Genomic DNA, 26,250 nt, shown 5'->3' on the forward strand with positions numbered 1-26,250 from the left:
AGCGAGCGAGAGAAGAATTTTTACATATGATTCACAATTGCATATATTAATGCTAACAATTGACTGAGGCAACTTTGACCGCCAAATTCGTTATTGGCCTCATCCATGAGGCTAATTTATTAATTTTTCAGGAAAATTTAGCCATAAAACTGACTGATACTCTCTTTTTCTTGACCGGATACGATGATATTTAGTAGTCGTTCATAATATTCAGCCAGATTATCAATAACTTCTTCTGTATACAGCTCCGGATTGTAATTGATATCACACACGATATTTTGTGGCATGTATATGAGATTCATCCCAAGTGATTCAAAAGGAATCACTTGGGCCTCTATCAATTCCACATCAAGATTTGGCAGTGATAATTTTCCATTCTTAGACATGTCGATAAAATCGTAGAGATTTTGCGCATCTAAATAGTTAAACAGAACTTTAAATATATTATCCATCGCCTTTTCTCCCACCGCTTCAATCACGACAGACATGTGGATATTTGAATTCTCTATGGCACGATGAATAAATTGACTAACCTGCTTAATGATTTCTTGCAGGCTCATCTCCTTACTGATGGTCGATTTTACTATTAATTCACTTAAGAATAACCCGACTGTTTGATGGCTTTCTATGCGAGTACGGTCAGCTTTTGGTGAGGTAACAATATGTTGTGATTCACCGGAGTACATAAAAAGACAAGTGTGGAATAAAGCCATAAATAACATATAAGGCGTGATCTTATGAGTTTCACAATATTGCGAAACAGCTTTATCGAGTGAATCAGGTATTTTGATATGTCGGGCGTGAGGCCGATATTTTGAGGCCAGATGATGTTTGAAAGGAACGGGGAAATTACGTTCTATACTAACTTCGGAAAATTGTTGTTGCCAGAATTTAATCTGTTTTTTAACCGCCTCAGTTGTATGAATTTCTTGCAAGTCATAAACATAACCAGAATATTGCATGGCAACCGGTGATAACGTATTTTCTTGCCCCCGAGAATAAGCCGTATATAACTGTTTAAACTCATTCATAATGATATTGATAGACCATCCATCGGAAATTATGTGATGTATATCAATAAGTAATACCGTGATTTTTTCCGAAACAGGCAGTAAAAATGTCCTGATTAGTGGGTCACTATAAATATCAAAAGGTGTTCTTAATTTCTCTTGCCAGAGCTTGTTAATTTCAATAATAATTTGTTCTTTCTCTATTCCTCTTGGTAATGCTTCGATAACTTGCAGGTTAATTTTCATATTGTTATCAGGCTGCATGAAAATCTGCTCATTTTCTTTATAAAACTTAAAACGTAAACTTTCATGTCGCTCTAAGATAGTATTTAAACTTTTTTCCAACGCACTATGATTCAGTTCTCCCTCCATCAGCAAAGCAATTGGTACGTGGAAACTGTCCTCCAATAACCCTTCTTGAACAAAATACCAAAACAGTTTCTGACTATAAGAAATAGGTATTTTTCCATCAGATATATTGTGTATTGTCTTCGGTACAGATATTTCGTGCTTATAACTGTTACGAATTACACTTGCAACCTGTGCAATGGTTGGATTTGCAAATAACTGCTGCATACTGAAATTATTGGTTAAAGTATTTCTTATGGAAGCGGTTATCTTAACAGCCAAGAGTGAATGACCACCAAGCGAGAAAAAATGATCATAAATACCAATTTGATTGATTTTTAGATGTTCTTGCCATAACTGACAGAGTTTTTCCTCGATTTCATCTCTCGGTGCGATATAAGTCTGACGACGTAAATCACTTTCATCCGGAATAGGTAATGCTTTTTTGTCCACTTTATTATTCAAATTCAGTGGCATGCGCTCCAATGGGATATAAAGACTGGGCACCATATATTCAGGCAATTGTTTTTTCAGTGCAGATTCCAGTAACTCTGCAAGTTCTCCACCAATGGCAGGGAGTTGCGGATAATTGGCCAAATGAGTTTGGCTGTAATCTGAGCGTGCCTGTATTTGAGGTAATTCACCACGGCTGAAAATCACATCCAATGAATCAGGTTGCCGCTGTGACCAGGTAAGCTCACACTGGTAGCCGCACTGTTCCGCATATTGAAGTAAAGATTCGAGTGCCAAAACTTGCTCTGTTGCTTCTGGAGAAAAACCGCTGGTATCTTTTGATGGAAAAACTATCTGATTAGATGGCCAATGACGTAGCCCTTCCGCTAAATCAAAATCCTCTTTGATGCGGGCATTAGGAATACCGGAAACGCCAAATGTATCGTATTCGCCTGCCTCTAACACATTACGAAGCGCTTCAATAGAATTGAAGTCGCACCAGGTTATGGGTAAAGTGCAACATAATTTCGCATTTTTATCGCACTTATGTAATATCACTTCATAACGATAGCGCAGCATTTCATTGTCACCAACACCACGTTTAACCAAAATATCAACTCTACCAATTTCTGGGTAACGCATCGGCAATTGTGCAAAATAACTCGGACTAAGTAAAAACTCTTTTTCTTGCTGTAAACGCCGTTGAATGCGATTTGCCAGTGTACCCACCGAAATACGTTGCCCATTCAGGCGATTTTTCTCGATGGCCGTTACATGTGCAGTTAACAAATCTAAGTTACGGATATCTCCCAGCAGAATTTTCCCCCCGGCTTCAACCGCAGGCAATAACTGTGTAATGACTTTTTCCAGATATTGAATGTTGGGAAAATATTGAACAACGGAATTAATCACAACGGTATCGAACTGATCAGGCGTGATTGTGCCTAAATTCAGTGCATCTCCCCTTCTTAGTTCTACGTGCGACCAGCCACGCTGTTGCAAAATCTTCTGGTGACGAGCCAATACTTCCGCTGAAATATCAGTGGCCAATACTGATTCGCACCGTTCAGCATAACGATATAACAATAAGCCAGATCCACAGCCGATTTCTAATAAGCGGCGGGGGTGCAGGGATTCAATCCTCTGCATGGTTCCCGTCCGCCACTCTTCCATTTGTTCCAACACAATCGGTTGTTCGGTATAACTGTTCATCCAGCCACCAAAATCACTATCGTCATCGCTCTTATCGGTAGCATCAATAGCAGAGTTTTCTGTTATCTCCTGCCGATACTGACCATCAAAGATCTCTGTCCAGCTTTCAAGGTAATCCACATTAAAAGCGGCCGCTTTCTCTGCCAGCCAATTCGTGCTCGGACAAACATAAGCAATGAGTTTCCTGTCTTCACTGTCATGACCATCAGCGATCACGGCAGCATTACTTAAAATTTCCTGCCCCGCCAGAACAGTTTCAATTTCCCCCAATTCAATGCGATGGCTGCGAATTTTAATCTGCGCATCCAGTCGGCCAATAAATTCCAGCTCACCTTCCGGCGTCCAGCGCACTAAATCACCCGTACAGTAAAGTCGGTCTGGGTTGATACTGAAGGGATCTCGGATAAACTGTTTTTCCGTGATATCCGGTGCATTGCGGTAACCACGTGCCAGTTGAATGCCGCCGATATGCAGTTCCCCGATAGCCCCAAGAGGCACCAGATTACCGTCGGAATTCAGGATACGCATTACGGTATTCGGCAACGGTTTTCCAATCGTCACTCGCTTATCTGCCGTTAATAAGGCGGTAGTCACAATCGAAGTACACTCTGTCGGACCATAAACGTTAAACAGCTTTCTGCCCTGCGACCACTGTGCGGCGATATGTGGTGCCACCGCTTCCCCTGCCAACAGCAAGGTTGAAACGGTGCGCCATTTGTTGAAATCCAGATGAGGCAACAGCGCCGGCGGGAGTACAGCGTGGGTTATATGGTATTTTTCAACCATCTCATCCAGCCATTCAGGCGAACGGCGCTGTGTTTCTGAAATCAAATACAGCGTGGCACCATAGGCCAGAGTCATTGCCATTTCCAACACTGCGGCGTCGAAGCTCCAGGAAGCAAATTGCAACCCGCGAATATCAGCATCCGCACCAAATAACATAGCTTGCGCCTGTGCCAGATTCACCCAACCCTTATGCTCCAGCATGGCTCCTTTTGGCCGGCCGGTAGAACCCGAAGTATAAATGACATAGGCCAGATGATTTTCTGTCAGGGGCGCCGGACGATGAACAATATTGTCGGTGGGCAGGTTTTGCACATGCAATTGTACCGCGTCGGTATCCAGACAGATAACGCGTTGTTGGCTGATGGGTAATTTATCAACCAGCGCTGTTTCGGTCAGAATAAATTCGGCCCCGCTGTCCTCCAACATGTATTGCAGGCGGGCTTGCGGGTAACTGGCATCCAACGGCACATAAGCTCCGCCGGCTTTGAGAATGCCTAGCAGTGCAATCACCGTTTGTAACGACCGGGGAAGGCAAATTGCAACCAGAATATCTGGCCGGATACCTTGCTCAATCAGGTAATGAGCCAATTGATTGGCCTGAGCATTAACGGCCTGATAACTTAAAGTACTATCACCAAAAACCAGCGCAGTTTTTTCAGGATTCAGTGCCACCTGTTCTTCAAACAATTCATGGAAGCAACGTCCTGGTGGGTAGTGGTTCTGTGGCCCGTTTAATTCATGCAGTAAGGTCTGTTTTTCAGCTTCTGCCAATAATGGGAGTTCATGAACAGAGGGTTCTTTATTGATTGAATCATCTGTCATCACCTCAACAAGACCAGAAAGCAAAGTTTCGTAATTGGCAATGAATCTCTCAACGGTACTACTGTTGAACAGAATCGTGTCGGAGACCCAGACTATAGATAATTCGTTTGTTTTTTCTTCTTCATAAACATGGACTTCCAAATCAAATCGAGTCGTTTTAAGTAAATCACTCCCAAAGTCAGTAATATTATCCTGTTCCAGCGTTGTATCCTGTTGGTTGTTCTGTACTGCAAACATGATCTGAAATATCGGATTATAATTTAAGCTTCGTTCCGGGCTGAGCCTTTCTACCACCAACTCAAATGGCAGATCTTGATGCTCGTAGGCATCCAGAATAGTACGACTGTTTTGTTTTAAGAGTTGACTAAAAGTAGGATGACCAGATAAATCCGTTCGGATAACCAGTGAATTGACGAAAAAACCGATCAACGGTTCAATATCAGGATGTTGCCTGCCGGCAATTGCTGTTCCAACCAGAATGTCTTTTTCATTACTGTAACGGCTAAGCAATACAGTAAAAGCCGTTTCCAGAAACATGAATAAGGTAACGTTATGCTTAACACACAGTCCCCTGATTGCTTGGGTTAACTGCGAAGAAATACGTTGTGTATGAAAACACCCTTCGATATTTTGTTTCTCTGGCCGTGGATTATCCAGTGGCACACGATGAACTGGCGAAATTCCAGTTAGCTGATGCTGCCAGTATGCCAGTTGTTTTTTCAGCACATCACCCTGCAACCAGCCCTGTTGCCATTGGGCATAATCGGTATATTGAATTTTCAGTGGCGGCAGCGGATTTGCTTTACCCTGACAATAAGCTTTGTATAACGTGAAAAATTCATTGAGAAATATTGCCAGCGACCAACCATCGAAGGCAATATGATGAACCGTATAAATAATAAGATAATCATCTTCTGCCAATTTTATTAACCGGACGCGCAACATCAGGTCCGTGCTAAGGTTAAAAATCAAACTCTCTTCTTCCTTACCAATTTGTTTTAACTGATAATTTTTTTCGGTTTCAGGTAGCGCAGATAAATCATGGTGTGTAATCGGTAAATCATAATCAGTGACAATAAATTGCCGCGGCTCATTATTGATGGTTTTAAAATGGGTACGCAACACTTCATGGCGTTCAAGTAATGACTTAACGGTTGCCTCAAACGCCTGTATGTTAATGGCTCCCGGCAGCCTGAAATCACCCATACAGTTATACTTGGGGCTGCCTCCATCCAGCTGATCAATAAACCATAAGCGCTGTTGAGCAAATGAAAGCGGATAATGTTCTGCTTTGCCATCACGCTGAATATCTTGCAAAAAGTGATACGTCTGAGTTTGCTCTTCTGAATCGAGCTGATTCAGAAAATCAATCAACTCCTGTTTATGTTGTTTCCATTCATTAAGCAACTTTGGCGGAATACTGCTGCGGCTGGTCTCGTATTGTAAACGATTATCAGTAACGAACAGAGTAATTCCCTGATTTAAAGCCTCATTGACAATTCGCGCTGCATTTTTCATATATCACCTTTCAATAGTTTTTGTGCGGTTTCTTGCCCAACCTGGAAATGTTTTCTTTTTTCTTTGATCAGGTGAATAGTGATAATTTGTGATAATTGCTCAAGTGTTGGATGTTCAAAAACACTTCTCAACGGAACTTCTATTTCTAATTCGTTGCGTATTGAACTAATAAGACGAGTTGCCTGAAGTGAATGCCCCCCCAATGTGAAGAAATTGTCATAAATGCCGACTTGACTGACGTTCAGCAAACGTTTCCATAACTGACCGATTTTAATTTCTATTTCATTTCTTGGTGCCACATAGTTTTGTCGGCGTAAATCGTCTTCATTTGGGATCGGTAGCGCTTTTTTATCCACTTTATTATTTAACGTGAGTGGCATACGCTCCAGTGGGATATAAAGACCAGGAACCATATATTCTGGCAGTTGTTGTTTCAGTGCAGATTCGAGTAATTCTGAAAGTTCTCCGCTAATGGCCGAAATTTGCGGATAGTTAGCTAAATGGTTTTGATTGTAGCCGGTACGTGCCTGTACTGGTGGTAACTCTCCGCGGCTGAAAATCACATCCAGTAAATCAGGTTGCTGTTGTGACCAAGTCACACCACATTGATAACCACATTGTTCAGCATATTGCAGTAAAGATTCAAACTCCTGAACCTGTTTTGATGCCTGTGGGGAGAAACTGCCGGCATTTTCTGGTGGTGTTATCATCTGATTGGCTGACCAGTGACGCAGCCCTTCTGCCCAAGCAAGATCATCTTTAACTTTGGCATTAGAAAAGCCTGAAACACCAAATGTATCCTCTGTGCCCATCTGTAACAAATTGCCCAGACTTTCAAAAGAATCGAAATTGTGCCAATTTAGTGGCATTTCATGACAAGATTCGGTATTTTCATCTCTTTTATGTAAGATGACATCGTAACGATAACGCAGCATTTCATTATCACCGATGCCACGTTTAACCAGAATATCAACCCGGCCGATTTCAGGATAACGCTCCGGTAATTGAGCAAAATAAGTTGGACTGAGTAAGAACTCTGGTTCTTGTTGTAAACGCCGCTGAATACGGTTCGCCAGTACCCCTACCTGAATACGCTGCCCGTTAAGATGACTTTGCTCTATCGCTGTAGCATGGGCGGTTAATAGATCTAAATTGCGAATGTCACCCAACAGAATTTTTCCTCCTGCTGTCACCGCAGACATTAGCTGTTCAAGCACTTTTTCCAGATATTGAACATTGGGGAAATATTGGACAACGGAGTTAATCACGACAGTATCAAATTCGTCAGTATGTAATGTTCCTAAGTTGAGCGCGTCTCCTCTTCTTAGTTGCACATGTGACCAGCCATGTTGTTGCAGAATATGTTGGTGTCGGTTCAGAACCTCAGCCGAAATATCAGTAGCCACCACTGACTCACACCGCTCAGCATAGCGATACAACAGTAATCCGCTACCACAACCAATTTCCAGTAAACGATGAGGGTTCAGGGCGTTAATCCGGTGCATTATTCCTGCTAACCACTCTTCCATCTGTTCAAGAGCAATCGGCTGTTTAGTGTAGCTGTTCATCCAGCCACTGAAATCACTACCTGATTCGACTGAATCACTTATATTTTCTTGCTGAGTATTCTCCGTTATGGGTTGACGATACTGCTCATCAAAAATTTCTGTCCAGTTTTCAACGTTACCTGCGTTAAATTCAGTGGCTTTTTCACCTAACCATCCTGTACTTGGGCAGACATACGCAATGAGTTTTTTCTCTTCATCTTGACCATAAGCGATAACAACAGCACTACTTAAAGCATCATGCCCGGACAAAACTGTTTCTATTTCACCCAACTCTATGCGGTGACTACGGATCTTAACCTGAGAGTCAACACGGCCGATAAACTCCAACTGACCATCCGGTGTCCAGCGCACTAAATCACCAGTTCGGTAAAGTCTGTTTTCCCGGCCATCTGTTGAATGTGGACTGAATGGATCACAAATAAATTGCCTTGCCGTGATTTCCGGTGAGTTTCGGTAACCGCGTGCTAACTGAACACCGCCGATATACAGTTCCCCGATAACGCCCATCGGAGCCAAGTTACCTTCTGGATCAAGAATACGCATCACAACGTTAGGTAAAGGTTTTCCAATCGTGACCTGTTCGTCAGTTAGTAAAGCCGTGGTAACAATGGATGTACATTCTGTCGGGCCATATACGTTAAACAGTTTTCTATTCTGTGACCAGCGAACAGCAACCTGTGGAGGTACTGCTTCACCTGCCAGAAGCAAGGTTGAGACAGAACGCCATTTGTTAAAATTCAGATGAGGAAGCAGTGCTGGTGGTAGTACAGCATGGGTTATCTGATATTTTTCAACGATTTCATCCAACAATTCAGGGGAACGCTGTTGAGTTTCTGAAATCAAATACAGTGTTGCGCCATAGGCTAATGTCATGGACATCTCTAAGATCATGGCGTCAAAACTCCAGGAGGCAAACTGCAATCCCCGGCAATGTGAGTCAATGCCAAATAAATCTGCTTGCGAAAATGCCAGATTAACCCACCCTTTATGTTCCAGCATCACCCCTTTCGGTTTGCCGGTAGAGCCAGAAGTATAAATCACATAAGCCAGATGATTTTCCGTGAGCGGGAGTGGACGCTCAGTAATATTATCTGTGGGCATGTATTGCAGCTGTGACTGTATTGTCTCGGTATCCAAACAGATGACTTTCTGCTGGCTGATTGGGAGTTTTTCAACAAGGTGAGTTTCGGTCAGAATGAACTCTACTTTACTGTGGTCTAACATATATTGGAGACGGGCTTTCGGATAACTGGGATCTAACGGTAAATAAGCCCCACCCGCTTTAAGAATACCCAACAACGCCACAACCGCCTGTAATGATCGTGGTATGCAAAGGGCAACTAATGTGTCCGGTTTGATCCCCTGTTCAAGCAGATAGTGCGCCAATTGGTTGGCTTGTTCATTTAATGATTGATAGTTTAGGGAGTTATTATCAAAGATCAGTGCATTTTTTTCAGGGTGTTGTGATACCTGATCTTCGAAGAGTTCATGGAAACATTTCCCGGTCTGGTAAGGAACTTGTGGCCCACTCCATTCATATAGTAAGGTATTTCGCTCAGCATCTGCTAGTAATGGAATGTCATGGACAGATGGCTCGCTGATGCCAGCATGATGTTTCATCACATCAACAATATTGGTCAGCAAGATCTCGTAATTGGCGATTAATCTGTTAATGGTCGCACTTCTGAACAGGCTGGTGTCAGAGATCCACCCAATGGATAACTCACCTTCGTCTTCTTCATATATATGGACTTCCAAATCAAATCGGATAGTCAGAAGCGAACGTTCTTTAGATGTGACAATGCTATCCTGCTCCAGAGTGGTATCCCGTTGATTATTCTGTACTGCAAACATGATTTGGAAAATAGGATTATAATTTAAATTCCGTTCTGGACTGATTTTCTCTACCAGCATCTCAAAAGGCAGGTCTTGATGTGCATAAGCATCCAGGATGGTACGACTATTTTGTTTTAATAGTTCACTGAATGTAGGCTGACCGGATAAATCCGTTCTGATCACCAGTGAATTGACGAAAAATCCAATCAAAGACTCTGTGTCACGGTGTCTTCGTCCTGCAAGTGGCATTCCAACCAGAATATCCTTTTCACTACTGTAACGACTCAACAACACAGCAAAAGCCGTTTCCAGAAACATAAATAACGTCACTTCATGTTTGGCACACAGTGCTCGTATTTCTTGGGTCAGAGCCTTTGAAATACGCTGTGGATGGACATCCCCTTCAAAATTCTGTTTTTCTGGGCGTGGATTATCCAGTGGAAAACGGTGAAGTGGTGAAATACCTGATAACTGGTTTTGCCAATAATCCAGTTGTTTTTCCAGAATATCACCTTGCAACCAATCCCGTTGCCATTGGGAATAATCGGTATATTGAACTTTTAATGGTGGCAGAGGATTATCCTCGCCCTGACAATAGGCACGATATAATGTGAGCAGTTCACTGATAAATATTGCCAGCGACCAGCCATCACAGGCGATATGATGAATCGTATAGAGAATGAAATAATCATCCTCTGTTAATTTTAGCAACCGAATACGCAGCATCAAGTCAGTGCTGAGGTCAACGACTTGTTTCGACTCTTGTTCACCGAGTTGTTTAACCTGTTGTTCCTTCTCAGATTCTGACAACGAGGACAGATCATGCATTGTAATAGGCAGATCATAGGAAGTAGTGATAATCTGCCGTGGTTCATTATCAATAATTTTGAAATAAGTACGCAGCGATTCATGGCGTTCAAGTAATGTTGCTATAGCAGCCTCAAAAGCGTTGAGATTGAGTGGCTCTCTCAACCTGAAATCACCTGTGCAGTTATACTGAGGGCTGCCTTCGGTTAGTTGATCAATTAACCACAAACGTTGCTGAGCAAATGAGAGTGGATAATGTTCCGCACGGTCATAACGCGGAATATCTTGCAGTCGGTGAGTGTCCGTGTCCTCTTCTGAATCGATCTGATTCAGGAAATCAATCAACTCTTGTTTATGTTGTTTCCATTCACTGAGCAAGCCTGGTGGAATATTGTCACGGCTGGTTTTGTATTTCAGTTTGTTATCAATAACAAACAAAGTGATCCCTTGATTTAAAGCTTCATTAATAATTTGTGCTGCATTTTTCATATATCACCTTCCAATAGTTTTTTCGTTATTTCTTGCTCAGTGTAGAAATATTTTCTTTTTTCTTTCACCAGGTAAACCGTGACTTCTTGTGATAACCGCTCAAGTGTTGGCTGCTCAAAGACACTGCTCAATGGTATTTCAATGTTCAGATCATTACGTATTGAACTGATAAGGCGGGTTGCCTGAAGAGAGTGACCACCCAGTACGAAAAAGTTGTCATGGATACCGACTTGACTGACACCCAGTACCTCTTGCCATAATTGACTGATCTTTTTCTCTATTTCATTTCTTGGCGCGACATAATCTTGTTGGCGGAAATCATTTTCATTTGGAGTAGGCAACGCTTTTTTATCCACTTTATTATTTAACGTGAGTGGCATTCGCTCTAACGGAATATAAAGGCTTGGAACCATGTATTCTGGTAATTGTTTTTTCAGTGCTGATTCGAGTTGTTCTGAAAGTTCAGCTTTAATAGCTGAGTATTGGGAGATGTTTTCGGTATTAACTTGCAAAACTCTTTCACCCAACCAATCTGCGGTTGGACAAACATAGGCAATCAATCTTCTGTCTTTATCGTTCCCATAAGTAATAACCGCCGCGCTGCTTAAGGCGTCATGTCCGGTCAGTGCAGCTTCGATTTCTCCTAACTCAATCCTGAATCCTCTAATCTTGACTTGAGAGTCAATCCGGCCAATATATTCCACACTACCATCAGGCAACCAACGGGCTAAATCTCCCGTTCGGTACAAACGTTGGGATTGGGATTTTTCTGTCAAATCAGTAATAAATTTCGTTGCGTTCGTTTCAGAAGCATTCAAGTACCCGCGTGCCAGTTGGGTGCCACCAATACATAATTCCCCCGCAACACCAATAGGTACTAGATTGCCTGATGGATCAAGAATACGGATAACGGTATTAGGCAATGGTTTCCCAATCGTAATTTTGTCATCAGTTAATAAGCCAGAAGTCACAATGGCAGTACACTCTGTCGGGCCATATACGTTAAACAGTTTTCTGTCCTGTGACCAACGAACCGCGACTTGTGGTGGTACAGCTTCCCCCGCTAAAAGCAAAGTTGAGACACAACGCCACTTGTTAAAGTCCAGGTAAGGCAGCAAAGCAGGCGGTAATACAGCATGGGTAATCTGATGTTTTTCAACGAGTTCATCCAACCATTCAGGGGTATGCTGTTGGGTTTCTGAAATTAAATACAGTGTTGCGCCATATGCCAGTGTCATAGATATTTCTAAGATCATGGCATCGAAACTCCAGGAAGCGAACTGTAATCCCCGGCTATATGAATCAACACCAAATAAACCCGCCTGTGAAAGTGCCAGGTTGACCCACCCCTTATGTTCCAACATAACCCCTTTCGGTTTACCAGTAGAACCGGAGGTATAAATGACGTAAGCCAGATTATTTTCTGTTAGTGGAAATGGACGTTCAGCGATATTGCCCGTAGGCATGGGCTGCAATTGTGACTGTATTGTATCAGCATCTAAACAGACAACTTTCTGCTGGCTGATTGGGAGTTTTTCTATCAGATTTTTTTCGGTCAGAATGAATTCAGCTTCGCTGTGTTCCAGCATATATTGGAGACGGGATGTTGGATAGCTGGTATCTAACGGCAGATAAGCTCCACCTGCTTTAATAATCCCCAATAGTGCTACGACAGCGCGTAATGAACGAGGAATACAGAGTGCAACCAATGTTTCTGGTTTGATATTTTGTTCTATCAAGTAGTGAGCAAGTTGGTTGGCTTGTTTATTTAGCTCCTGATAACTCAATGAATTGTTGCCAAAAACAACGGCTGTTTTTTCAGGATGTCGGGCAGCTTGTTCTTCAAACAGTTCATGAAAACAGCCGCCATGCTGGCTATGATCCTGTGGCCCATTCCATTCATGTAATAAAGTGTGTATTTCAGCCTCTGCTAATAGTGGAATGTCATGGACAGAGGGTTCTTTGTGTATCAGATCTGAGCCGATACGTGGCTTCATCACACTAACAATATTAGCAAGCAAAGTTTCATAATTGGCGAGTAATCTTTCGATAGTAATATTTTTGAATAGGCTGCTGTCATAAACCCATAAAAGGGATAATCCTCCCTCTTCTTCATAAATATGAATTTCCAAATCAAATCGAACTTTTAAAAGCAGGCGCTCTTCAATCTCAATATTATTATCCTGCGCTAACGTCGTACTTTGCTGAGTATTCTCCAGAGTAAAAGCGATTTGGAATATAGGGTTATAATTTAAGTTTCTTCCTGGGCTAATTTTCTCTACCAGCATTTGAAATGGCAGATCTTGATGTGCATAAGCATCCAGAATGGTACGACTGTTTTGCCTTAATAACTCACTGAAAGTAGGCTGACCAGATAAATCAGTTCTGATCACCAGAGAGTTAACAAAAAAACCAATCAGAGGCTCAATATCATGGTGTATTCTCCCTGCAAGGGGTGTTCCGACCAGAATGTCTTTTTCATTACTGTAACGACCTAACAATACAGCAAAGGCTGTCTCCAGAAACATGAATAGAGTGACTTCATGTTGGTGACATAATGCTCTGATTTCTTGAGTCAAATCCTTTGAAATACGTTGCTCATTAAGCTTCCCTTCGAAACTCTGTTTCTCCGGTCGTGGGTTATCCAGTGGAAAACGGTGAAGTGGAGAAATACCTGATAACTGGTTTTGCCAATAATCCAGTTGTTTTTTCAGAATATCCCCTTGCAGCCAATTTCGTTGCCATTGAGCATAATCGGTATATTGGATTTTAAGTGGCAATAATGGGGCTATTTCCCCTTTATTATAAGCACGATATAAAGTGATAAGTTCATTGATAAAAATTTCTATTGACCAACTATCGCAGGCGATATGGTGAATGGTATAGATAATGACATAATCATTTTCAGCCAGCTTTATCAACCGTATACGCAACATCAAGTCAGTACTGAGGTTAAAAACCAAGTCATCTTCTTCTTTACTAAGTTGTTTAACTTCGTTTTTCTGCTCAGCTTCAGACAACGCCGTCAGGTCGTGCAGCGTAATAGGTAAATCATAGGAATTTGTTACAACCTGCCGTGGCTCATTATCAATAATTTTAAAATGGGTACGTAATGCTTCATGGCGTTCAAGCAATGCTTTTACAGCGGTTTTAAAAGCATTGAGATTGAGTGATTCACGCAATCTCAAATAGCCAGGACAATTATATTGGGGACTACCTTCGGTAAGTTGGTCGATAAACCACAAACGTTGTTGAGCAAATGAGAGTGGATAATGTTCTGCATTACCATCTCGTTGAATATTCTGTAACAGATATGTCTGAATTTCTTCTTTTGAATCGATCTGGCTCAAAAAATCGATCAACTCCTGTTTATGTTGTTTCCATTCACTGAGCAATTCTGCTGGAATACTATCGCGGCTAGTTTCGTATTGTAAACGGTTATCAGCAACAAATAGAGTAATTCCCTGATTTAAAGCCTCATTCACAATTTTCGCTGCATTTTTCATATATAACACCTTTTACATAAAAATAATTTTCAGGCACATTTCAGTAATCTTTCGAAAAAAATATTTATTAATGATTTTCTTTATCATTTTTTGAAATGGGTAAGATATGTTTTTATATAGTTAAAATTCGATGTTTTAACATATATCGTGCAATAAATATTTTTTGAAATATTGAATGAGGCAGGTAAGATAGGAATTTAATTTTAACATTAAAATCTTTATCCAAATAATTATTCATAATGTTTAAAATGGTAAAATGAAAGCAATTAATAACCATGTTAACATATGAACATCGAAAATCCTTAGCGGTATTGTTTGACTTAGTTATCAAAATAATGAAAAAAACATAAAGATTTTTTGATGGTTGTGTAATATGAACTTTACATCAAAACAAATGATATTCAGAGAAAAAAATCTGTAAATTTCAGTAATAACCCGGTTTGAGTTGTGATGTTTATTTAATCTACATAAATTTGAATTTAATTAAAAATCAGATGTAAAACTGATATTTTCAAACAAAAAAGAGCTTCGATTTTTATACGAAGCTCTCAAATTTTATTCGATTAAATATATTCAATCATAGTGTACGTAAAATTGCCTCAACACTTGCTTTGGCATCACCAAATAGCATTTGTGTATTCTCTTTAAAGAATAATGGGTTTTGCACGCCTGCATATCCGGTATTCATAGATCGTTTAAAAACAATCACATTTTGCGCTTTCCAAACTTCCAATACAGGCATTCCAGCAATCGGGCTGTTTGGATCTTCTTGTGCCGCTGGATTTACTGTGTCATTGGCACCAATAACCAGAACTGTATCTGTTTCAGAAAAGTCATCATTAATTTCTTCCATTTCCAAAACAATGTCGTAAGGCACTTTAGCTTCAGCCAGTAATACGTTCATATGACCAGGCAAGCGCCCTGCCACTGGATGGATACCAAAACGTACGTTGATTCCTTTTTCACGCAATCTTGCTGTGATGTCATGTACCGGATATTGTGCCTGAGCAACAGCCATTCCATAGCCCGGAGTAATAATAATTGAAGTAGAATTCTTCAATAGTTCAGCGACGTCTTCTGCGGTTGTTTCACGATATTCCCCCATTTCCTGATTATCATCCGTTGAGACTCCATAACTACCAAAACCACCGGCAATAACACTAATAAAGGAACGGTTCATCGCCTTACACATAATATAAGAGAGGATCGCACCAGAAGAACCCACTAAAGCACCAGTTACAATCAGTAAGTCATTACTCAACATAAAACCTGCCGCAGCGGCCGCCCAGCCTGAATATGAGTTCAGCATGGAAATAACAACCGGCATATCTGCCCCACCGATGGATGCCACTAAATGCCAGCCAAAAGCTAATGCGATTACCGTCATGATGAGCATAGTGAAAATCTGTAAACCGACGCTTTCTGTTTTGATAAAACTAATCATCAACACAAAAGAGACAACCAAAGCAGCCAGATTAAGTTTATGGCGATGTGGCAACATTAATGGCTTGGATGAAATTTTTCCGCGTAATTTACCAAATGCTACAACCGAACCTGTGAAGGTCACAGCCCCAATGAAGATCCCAAGGAAAACTTCTGTCAGATGAATATTTTCCATAATGGCATCAGCAAAAATATCGTGGGCCATAAAGCTATTGAACCCAACCAAAACAGCAGCCAAACCAACAAAACTATGCAAAATAGCGACTAATTCTGGCATTTCAGTCATTTCTACTTTTTTAGCGAGACGAGTTCCAATGACTGCCCCAATAATCATTGCCAGAATAATCCAGCCAACGTTACCTGTATCCGGCCCTAAGATGGTCGCAATCAGGGCAATTGCCATCCCGGTTATGCCAAAGATATTGCCTCGTTTGGAACTTTCATGACGAGAAAGCCCCGCAAGACTGAAAATGAATAAGATAGCGGCAACAATATATGCCGCAGTGACTACTCCATTCGACATAAGTTACCCCTTATCCTTTACGAAACATTTTTAGCATACGTTGTGTAACAGTGAACCCACCAAAAATATTGATGCTGGCAATCAACACTGCAATGAAAGAGAAGAAACTTACCCATCCACCTTCGCCTATTTGTAATACTGCTCCGACCACAATAATCCCGGAAATAGCATTAGTGACAGACATTAATGGAGTATGTAATGAATGGCTGACATTCCAGACAACGTAATATCCAACCACGCAAGACAGAGCAAATACGGTAAAGTGGGACAGAAACTCTTTCGGAGCAACATTTGCTAACCAACCAAAAAGGATAATGGCCAATGCCAGTAACCCATACTTCAGCCACGGTGATTTAGGGGGGTCTGCTGGTTTATTTGCTTTCTTAATAACATCAGGTTTAGAGGGTTGCGCTGAAACCTGGATTGGTGGTGCAGGCCAGGTGATCTCTCCTTCTTTAATGACGGTGACACCACGAATAACAATATCATCGAAATCAATGGTAATTTCACCATTTTTCTCTTTACACAGCAATTTCATAAGGTTAACTAAGTTAGTGCTGTATAATTGTGATGATTGGGTAGGTAAGCGGCTGGGGAGATCAGTATAACCAATAACCTTGACTCCATTGTCTGTCACAACAAGTTTATCGGCTTCTGTAAATTCGCAGTTTCCTCCATTTTGTGCAGCCAGATCGACAATCACACTACCCCGTTTCATCGACTCCACCATTTCTTTGGTAATCAGTTTTGGTGCAGGCTTACCCGGAATCAATGCTGTTGTAACAATAATATCAACTTCTTTTGCTTGAGCAGCGAACAGTTCCATCTCAGCCTTGATAAAGGCTTCTGACATCACTTTTGCATAACCATCCCCACTTCCCGCTTCCTCTTTGAAATTTAATTCCAAAAACTCGGCACCCATACTTTGAACCTGTTCCTTAACTTCTGGACGAGTATCAAAAGCACGGACAATCGCACCGAGACTACCTGCGGCTCCGATAGCAGCAAGACCAGCAACACCAGCACCAATAATCATAACTTTAGCGGGTGGTACTTTACCGGCAGCAGTAATCTGACCAGTAAAGAAACGGCCAAATTCATGAGCTGCTTCAATAATGGCACGATAACCAGCAATATTTGCCATTGAACTCAAGGCATCTAATGATTGGGCGCGGGAAATCCGTGGGACGGCATCCATTGCCAGAACAGTTATTTTGCGTTTTGCTAATTTTTCCATTAATTCAGGATGTTGAGCTGGCCAGATAAAACTGATTAATGTTGCTCCTTCCTTCATTAACTCAATTTCTTTATCTTCCGGAGCATTTATTTTAAAAATAATGTCTGATTGCCAAACTTCATAATGCTCTGCAATATCAGCCCCGGCTTTCTGATAAACAACATCATCAAAACTGGCAAGAGACCCTGCTCCTGTTTCAATTTTTACATTAAATCCTAACTTCCGTAATTGCTCCACTGTTGATGGTGTGGCAGCAACGCGAGCTTCATTGGGAAATTGCTCTTTTGGTACACCAATATGCATAATGTTTCCTTCTTTAAGGATAAAATATTGCTGATTATTACCTGTTGAAGCCAATTTAACGATTAGATTGTTTTTATTACTACTATTAGTAAAACCTATCAATGAGATTTATACCCGCCATATTTAAAGTTGCATCTTGAAATCTATAGGGTATGTCAACAAAAACATATAAATGAAATAATACCATTAAGGTAACATAAGGATTCTAAAAGACAATATTTCTGACAATAAAATAACCTTCAATGTAAACGATGATTATTTTTATATAAATCAATATCTTCATTAAAAGTCTTGGCGTCATGTGCCAAAAACAGATAAGCAGTTATTTGAATAGAATAAATTCTTGCGACAATTGGCATTATTACATGTAATAATTATGGCCTATGTGATACAGAACAATGTTCAGCACGTTATAAATATTTTAATGCGCAAGGCGAAAGGATTTTTTATGAAGCTGAAGACCACGATCATCGCAACTGCGATGTTCTCATTAACAACAATTACCGCAGCACATGCAGCAAAAGAATTAACACCAGAGCAAGCTGCTGAACTTAAGCCATTTGAACGAATCGCAGTAACCGGGCGTTTTAATGCAATTTATGAAGCAGCCGATGCGGTTTCCCGTCAGGCTGATAAAAAAGGTGCCGATAGTTTCTACATTCAGAGTCTAGACGATTTCAATGGAAGTGGTAATTTACGGGTTGTTGCTGATTTGTATCATAAAGATGCAGAAAAAATAGATAAAACCACTCAATATCGCATTTATCGTGGGATAAAAGAATTACCTAAAACCGAAGCTGTCACTCTGGAACCTTTCGATACGGTGACAGTAAGTGGTTATTTCCCAACTGATCCTGATCTGAAAGAGGCTCTTGCCAAAGTAACTAAAAAGAAAAATGCCGCCTCTTTCTTTATCGTTCGGGATATTGCCCCGAACAATGGTGGTAATCAGGTAGTTACAGCCTACATCTATAAAGAAGATGCACCAAAACGCCAAGTACAATCTGATAAAGCAGTAATCCCAGCCGATTCCGATGCGGGACGTCAGGCTTTAGCACAAGGTGGAGAAGCTGCTGAGAAAGTTGAAATTCCGGGTGTTGCCTCGTCAACATCAACCAGCAATGTTATTGGTCGCTTTTTTGAAACCCAGTCATCAAAAAGTAGCCGTTACACTGTAACCTTGCCTAACGGAACAAAAATTGAAGAATTGAATAAAGCATCTGCGGCTCAGATGGTGCCTTTTGATTCCATCACTTTCTCTGGCTATTACACAACTGAACCTGAAGTATCTTATCAGGTCGCTAAACGTGCAGCAGAAAAAGGGGCAAAATACTACCATATTACAAGAGAATGGCAGTCTAATGGTGGCAACGTTACCATTAGCGCAGATTTATTTAAATAATCAATTTATTTCTCAAGTCAATTTATGAAAGAGGCACATCTACTAATGTGTGCCTTTTTTTCTATGGATCGCTTTTGTCATATCCACAAAATTCATTATTTGACCTTCATTTACACGTTTTTCATAACTGTTTATTATTTGTTTCACAAAGGTAAATTCAAGTTTGTATCATTAAAAATGTTTACAATATGAACATCTGATTGTTTCTTAAGAACATAGAGAGGAACGAAAAAGTCATTTACAATTTATTTTATTAGAGAAAAATATATTTTTATGCATAATTTTTATATTTTTTTGCATAGTCACCCATTGCATACAACCTTTTCACTCCGTAGAATCGCCCTGTTTTTTAGATTTAACTACTGAATATTTCTGCATTCTGTAGCATGGATGCAATAAATGTCCAATATGTGTTCGATATTCAGAATAAGTATTCTGGCTAATCGTGTTGATTTTATCTTACTTTTAGGAACGTATCTTTGGAAAAGAAATTAGGCCTTACGTCTCTAACAGCACTTGTGTTCAGTTCTATGGTTGGAGCGGGTGTATTCAGCTTGCCACAAAATATGGCATACGCAGGTAGCCCAGCGGCATTAATGCTTGGTTGGGGGATCACAGGCATAGGTATTCTCTTTTTAGCTACGTCTTTACTTTTGCTCTCTCGCCTCCGCCCTGATTTGGACGGTGGTATCTTTACTTATGCTAAAGAAGGGTTTGGTGAATTAGTCGGCTTTTGTTCTGCATGGGGATATTGGTTCTGCGCTATTATTGCCAATGTTTCTTATCTGGTGATCGTCTTTGCGGCATTAAGTTTTTTTACTGATACTGAGCATTCCGTGATTTTCGGTGATGGAAATACTTGGCAAGCGTTGATTGGTGAATCGCTCTTACTTTGGTTCGTTCACTGGCTTGTACTCAGAGGAGTACAAACAGCGGCAGGTGTCAATCAATTAGCCACAATGGCAAAACTGTTACCACTAGGAATGTTTATCGTTCTAGCTGCCATCGCTTTCAAAATGGACATATTTACATTCGATTTCACCGGCGTTGAGATGGGTGTCCCCGTTTGGCAGCAAGTCAAAGATACCATGCTGATAACCTTATGGGTATTTATTGGTGTTGAAGGTGCAGTCGTGGTTTCTGGCAGAGCCAAAAAACGTAAAGATATTGGTATTGCAACTATATTGGCTGTTATTTCAGCATTGAGTGTTTACGTGCTTGTTACCCTACTCTCATTGGGATTAGCTATCAGACCTGAATTAGCCGCAATGCGTAATCCTTCTATGGCAAATGTGATGGTAGGGTTAATTGGCTCAGCAGGTGAAGTTATTATTGTTGCTGGTTTAATCGTTTCCGTCTGTGGTGCTTATCTGAGCTGGACAATTATGGCGGCAGAAGTACCTTTTATTGCTTCTCTGCATGGCTCATTTCCTAAGGAATTTAGTAAACAGAATGATAAAAAAGCGCCTGCATCTTCACTGTGGATCACAAATGGAGCCGTTCAGTTAGCGTTGGTCTTGATTTGGTTAAGTGGCAGTAATTACAACACATTGCTTTCCATTGCATCAGAAATGATACTTGTTCCTTACTTTTTGGTTGGTGCATTTTTAGTAAAAGTGGCATTTGAGCGTAGTAATCGAGTTTTATTGTTCATCGCTACCGGGGCTTGTACCTATGGTTTGTGGTTACTTTATGCTTCAGGTTTAATGCATCTGCTGCTTTCTGTTATATTGTATGCTCCCGGATTACTGATTTTCCTATATGCACGGAAACAAAATCAAGGGTGTAATGATCTAAATATATTAGAAAAATCTGCGATTACTATTTTATTACTGACAACGATTCCCTCTACCTGGTTGTTGACTCACTAGAACCTATTCTTTGCATCCATTGACTATTTATCAGTCTAAATCATCTAATAAGATCATGGAGAGAAGCTTACTTCTCTCCTTTTTCAAGCTCCCCCTTCTCTTTTTTGATATGGTCTCCTGCTGAGTTTTTTTTATGTATTTAGATAAATGTATGTTGTAACTAATATGTAATCATGAGATCAAAAAACACCCTATACATAAATATTTATTCTGTTTTATTGCTTCAAGGTTTTTTTAAGTACCCATTATACAAATTATATTATGGCAGTTATTATTAATAGTGAGCTAATTTCTATTAGTTATATAGACTGAAAATACTAATTTTATCATCTACCCAATGTTAAATATCAGGCATTAATGCCAGTCATAGGATATTCATCCCAAATAAATAATAATTGGTTAAATATATAGTAAAAATATAAAAGTGCAAAAATAAACACTTTTATCCTTATATTTATCCCACCAAACTTTCTCCAATTAATAGTTAATCTTATAAAACAGAATAAAAGCTCATTCACGATTAAAAAACATTCTATCCTCTGAATTACAATGCTATTAATGTTTAGCAGAAACACGTGTTGTTACTCCAACTCCGAGTTGCTCCCTTACCCGTAAAACAATGTTAGTCAATATGGGAGAAATCAGAGCGAGTGAGTTTCGTGGTATAAATAGTACCGCAGGGACAAAAGATTTCCGCTTAGAATTTGATTGCGATCCAAACGCCAAAGTCAACATAATACTGGATGGACGCCCGGCAAAAAGTGGCATCAATAATATCTGGGCATTGGATTATAATAGTGACAACGTCACGGAAACAGGAATTGGTCTGCAAATTTTGTTTTATAATCAGCTACTAGAGATACGTAAGCCGATTAAAGCAAATGCTGAATACGTAACACACTTTTCATTTCCACTGCGAGCACGTTATATTCAAACTCACCCACGGATTACACCGGGAAAAGCGGATGTAACAACAACAATTACGTTGACTTACGAATAAATAAATCACTTCTTTCCTCTTTTTTTGATGATGACGTAAATATTTTTTACGTCATCATCGGTAGTTTTGAGTCCTTAAAAGTATGTTGTAACTATAAATGGTAAGTTGAACATTTCAACGTAGAAATGGGGCCTTAGTGCCTTGACGATCAAAACCTTAAGCCCCTAAAACATTACGCAGCGATATTTTCCATCGCCTGCAAAATACGCTTATCAGATATCGGATACGCTGTCCCCAATTGTTGGGCAAACAGACTGATACGCAGTTCTTCGATCATCCAGCGGATCTCTTTCACTTCCGGCAATTGCTTCTGCTGGACAGAAAGTTTCGCTAACCACTGCTGCCATTGTTGCTGGATATTCTCAATCCGGCTCATGTGTGCCCTATCCTTGTTTGGATCAATCGCCAATTTTTCCAATCGACGTTCAATACCATTCAGGTAACGCAAAACATCCGCCAGACGTTTCCAACCGTGGGCTGTGACAAATCCTTTAAAGACCAAACCGGAAATTTGTTCTTTAATATCAGATAAAGCCAGTGCCAGAGCGATATCGACCCGCCCTTTCAGACGCTTATTAATAGCAAAAACCGTCGTCAGGATCTGTTCTACCTGTTTGGCAATTTCAACTACTGTATCATTCAAATCGGCGCGAACTTTATCCTGTAAACTTGCAAACGATTGTTCATTCCATGCTGGCCCGCTATTTTCTGCGATTAATCTGTCCACACCACAGGAAATACAGTCATCAATCAAATCCAACACTTTTCCATACGGGTTGAAATAGAGACCAAGTTTGGATTTATTCGGTAACTTTTCGTGCAGATATTTAATCGGTGAGGGAATATTCAATAACAGTAATCGACGAGTTCCCTCCCACATCGCATTTTGCTGTTCAGACTCCGTTTCAAACAATTTAATACCAATACTGTCTTTCTCATCCACCAACGCAGGAAATGCTTTAACGGAATAGCCACCACGTTTCTGCTCATAGCGTTTAGGCAGCTCACCAAAGCTCCAGATATGTAGCCCGCTTTGTTCGATACCATCATCTGCTACCGCCGAAAGTGTTTCCTGTACTTTATCTTTCAGTTTCAACTTCAATGCCGAAAGATCTTTTCCTTCCGCCAAGGTTTTATTCTTTTCACCAATAATGCGGAAAGTCATTTTCAAATGATCAGGAACCTGCTCCGGTTGCCACTCATCACGTGACACCATCACACCTGTCATGCGACGAAGTTCTTTCTCAAGACTATCCAGCAAGATCGCCTGTGGTTGCGTTACTCGCTCCAGAAATGCCTGCGCATAATTAGGTGCAGGGACAAAATTACGCCGGGTCGGCTTCGGCAGCGATTTAATCAATGCCACAACCAACTCATGGCGAATTCCGGGAATTTGCCAGTCAAAACTTTCATCCCTGACCTGATTTAATATCGGCAACGGAATATGTACAGTGACACCATCCGCATCAGTTCCCGGTTCAAATTGATATGTTAAGCGGAATTTCAAATTATCCTGGTGCCAGTAATTCGGATAATCCAACGCACTAATTTTATTGGCATCACCTTTAATCAACATGCTCTTTTCAAAATTGAGCAGTTCCGGCTGATCTTTACTGACTGTTTTCCACCAGCGATCAAAATGGCGGGAAGAAACCACGTCTTTGCCAATTCGTTGATCGTAAAAGCTAAATAAAGTCTCATCATCCACAAGAATATCCCGGCGACGAGATTTATGTTCAAGCTCTTCAACTTCTTCACGTAGCTTGAGATTAGTACGGAAGAATGAATGACGAGTCTGCCAATCCCCTTCCACCAGCGCATGGCGGATAAATAATTCACGGCACAACATCGGATCAATCTGACTGTAATTGACCTGACGACCTGTCACAATCGGCAAGCCATATAATGTCACTTTTTCCGATGCCATGACCGCACCTTGAGATTTCTGCCAGTGCGGTTCACTATAGTGACGTTTGATTAAATGTGCCGCCAGAGGCTCTATCCATTCCGGTTCAATGCGCGCAGCAACACGCCCCCAAAGGCGGCTGGTTTCTACCAATTCAGCGACCATCGCCCACTTAGGCGGTTTTTTAAATAATCCAGAGCCGGGAAATACAGAGAACCGAGCATTACGGGCACCGGTATATTCCTGTTTCTCCATATCTTTCTGACCTATGTGAGATAACAATCCTGTCAGTAACGCAATATGAATGCTGCGATAATCCGCTTCCTGACTGTTGACTGGAATACCGATCTCTTTGACAACCTGCCGGAGCTGAGTGTAAACATCCTGCCACTCTCTGACCCGCAGATAATTCAGGTAATCCTGACGGCAAAGTTTGCGCAATTGGGAGCTGGAAAGTGCTTTTTGCTGTTCTGCCAGAAAATCCCATAATTTCAGGAAAGCGATAAAGTCGGAATCTTTATCGGCAAAACGACGATGTTTTTCATCCGAAGCCTGCTGTTTTTCCAGTGGCCTTTCCCGTGGATCCTGAATGGATAATGCTGAAGTAATCACCATCACTTCCCGCACACAACCATGAGCCCTTGCTTCCAATACCATGCGAGCCAGACGAGGATCGATAGGCAATTGTGCAAGCTGCCGTCCTATTTGTGTCAGCCGGTAAATCCCGCCAAATGAGGTTTCCGTATCAATGGCACCAAGTTCTTCCAACAAACGGACACCATCCTGGATATTACGTTTATCCGGTGCTTCAACAAATGGAAAAGCACTGACATCTCCTAAGCCAATTGAGGTCATCTGCAAAATAACCGATGCCAGATTGGTACGCAGAATTTCAGGGTCGGTAAATTCCGGGCGGGATAAGTAATCTTCTTCTGAATAGAGTCGAATACAGATCCCATCAGAAACACGGCCACAGCGGCCTTTACGTTGATTCGCCGATGCTTGTGAAATTGGCTCTATCGGCAAACGTTGAACTTTAGTCCGATAGTTATAACGGCTAATGCGTGCATACCCAGTATCGATGACATATTTTATTCCGGGGACAGTCAATGAGGTTTCTGCGACGTTAGTTGCCAGTATAATGCGCCGCCCAACATGTGGTTGGAAGATCCGGTTTTGTTCGCTATTGGACAGACGGGCAAACAGCGGCAACACTTCAGTATGCAGAAAATTCTGTTTATTGAGTGCATCCGCAGTATCGCGGATTTCCCGCTCTCCGCTCATAAAAACCAAAATATCACCAGAACTTTCCCGGCTTAACTCATTTACTGCATCAATAATAGCTTCCAGCTGATCCCGATCACTGTCATTATCATCACTTGCCATCGGACGGTAACGGACTTCCACCGGATAAGTACGGCCTGACACTTCAATAATCGGGGCATTATTGAAATGGCGGGAGAATCGCTCAGGGTCGATAGTCGCGGAGGTAATAATGACTTTCAGATCAGGGCGTTTCGGCAATAACTGACGCAAATAACCTAATATAAAATCAATATTCAGACTACGTTCATGTGCTTCATCGATAATCAGCGTATCGTATTGTAATAGCAAACGATCCTGCTGCAATTCAGCCAGCAAAATACCGTCAGTCATCAATTTGACCAACGTATTGTCACTAACCTGATCATTAAAGCGAACTTTGTAACCCACTGTTGAACCAAGTGGTGTTTCCAGTTCATCCGCAATACGGCTGGCAACCGAACGAGCCGCTAAACGACGGGGCTGGGTATGACCAATCAGCCCTTTTACCCCTCTGCCCAATTCAAGACATATTTTCGGGATCTGGGTGGTTTTACCGGAGCCTGTTTCCCCTGCAATAATAACAACCTGGTTATCCCTGATTGCTTTATAGATATCTTTTTTCTTCTGGCTGACAGGCAGGTTTTCTGGGTATTTAATCGGAGGACATGCGGTCTGACGATTGATAACTTTTTGTTTTGCCGCTGCAATATCCGCAGAAATAGATTGAGCTACAGCCTGTAAGGAGGCTTGATTTTTTATTTTTGCTGCGCCTTGCAGACGTTTTTTTAAACGGAACTGATCGCGCAACAGAGTGTGCTCAAGTTCAGCATATAATTCAGCAATTGGTGCTGTCAAAGGTGATTCCACTGTGATAAATCCTTGTGACATTCTTAATTGAATCGGGT

8 protein-coding genes and 1 pseudogene are annotated in these 26,250 nt (G+C 41.1%); 3 read left to right on the top strand and 6 right to left on the bottom strand.

The window, feature by feature from the left end:
- Window positions 1–137: 137 nt before the first annotated feature.
- The 5 genes from HGO23_RS10470 to pntA form a co-directional block, all read right to left on the bottom strand.
- Window positions 138–6,149 (bottom strand): non-ribosomal peptide synthetase, encoded by a 6,012-nt coding sequence (locus tag HGO23_RS10470; RefSeq protein WP_209026581.1) that lies wholly within the window; start codon window positions 6,147–6,149, stop codon window positions 138–140.
- Entirely contained in the window at window positions 6,146–10,849 is a 4,704-nt protein-coding gene (locus tag HGO23_RS10475; protein WP_244967780.1) for a non-ribosomal peptide synthetase, read from the bottom strand. The genes HGO23_RS10470 and HGO23_RS10475 overlap by 4 nt, the downstream gene beginning before the upstream one ends.
- A complete protein-coding gene (locus tag HGO23_RS10480; RefSeq protein ID WP_209026582.1) occupies window positions 10,846–14,355 on the bottom strand; it encodes a non-ribosomal peptide synthetase in 3,510 nt (1,169 codons plus the stop codon). Before HGO23_RS10480 ends, HGO23_RS10475 begins: the two co-directional genes overlap by 4 nt.
- 577 nt (window positions 14,356–14,932) lie before the next feature.
- The gene (gene pntB / locus HGO23_RS10485; protein ID WP_209026583.1) at window positions 14,933–16,321 is read right to left on the bottom strand and encodes a Re/Si-specific NAD(P)(+) transhydrogenase subunit beta; all 1,389 of its coding nucleotides are present in this window, start codon (window positions 16,319–16,321) and stop codon (window positions 14,933–14,935) included.
- A gap of 10 nt (window positions 16,322–16,331) precedes the next feature.
- Window positions 16,332–17,861, bottom strand: coding sequence for a Re/Si-specific NAD(P)(+) transhydrogenase subunit alpha (pntA, locus tag HGO23_RS10490; RefSeq protein WP_209026584.1), 1,530 nt, complete (start codon window positions 17,859–17,861; stop codon window positions 16,332–16,334).
- Window positions 17,862–18,309: 448 nt separating this feature from the next.
- Here pntA and ydgH point away from each other — a divergent pair, with 448 nt between their 5' ends.
- The 3 genes and pseudogenes from ydgH to HGO23_RS10505 form a co-directional block, all read left to right on the top strand.
- On the top strand, window positions 18,310–19,263 hold the full coding sequence (ydgH, locus tag HGO23_RS10495; protein ID WP_209026585.1) for a DUF1471 family protein YdgH: 954 nt from the start codon (window positions 18,310–18,312) through the stop codon (window positions 19,261–19,263).
- A 479-nt stretch (window positions 19,264–19,742) separates the two neighbouring features.
- Window positions 19,743–21,134: a basic amino acid/polyamine antiporter gene (locus HGO23_RS10500; protein WP_209026586.1), complete on the top strand. Its 1,392-nt coding sequence runs from the start codon at window positions 19,743–19,745 to the stop codon at window positions 21,132–21,134.
- A gap of 595 nt (window positions 21,135–21,729) precedes the next feature.
- Window positions 21,730–22,134, top strand: a pseudogene (locus HGO23_RS10505) (fimbrial protein); the annotation flags it as partial.
- Window positions 22,135–22,306: 172 nt separating this feature from the next.
- Here the strand turns inward: HGO23_RS10505 and hrpA are convergent.
- Window positions 22,307–26,212, bottom strand: a complete 3,906-nt coding sequence (gene hrpA / locus HGO23_RS10510; protein ID WP_425330494.1) for an ATP-dependent RNA helicase HrpA — start codon at window positions 26,210–26,212, stop codon at window positions 22,307–22,309.
- Window positions 26,213–26,250: the final 38 nt, after the last annotated feature.

It is taken from the genome of Xenorhabdus budapestensis, assembly GCF_017743015.1.
GTDB lineage: Bacteria > Pseudomonadota > Gammaproteobacteria > Enterobacterales > Enterobacteriaceae > Xenorhabdus > Xenorhabdus budapestensis.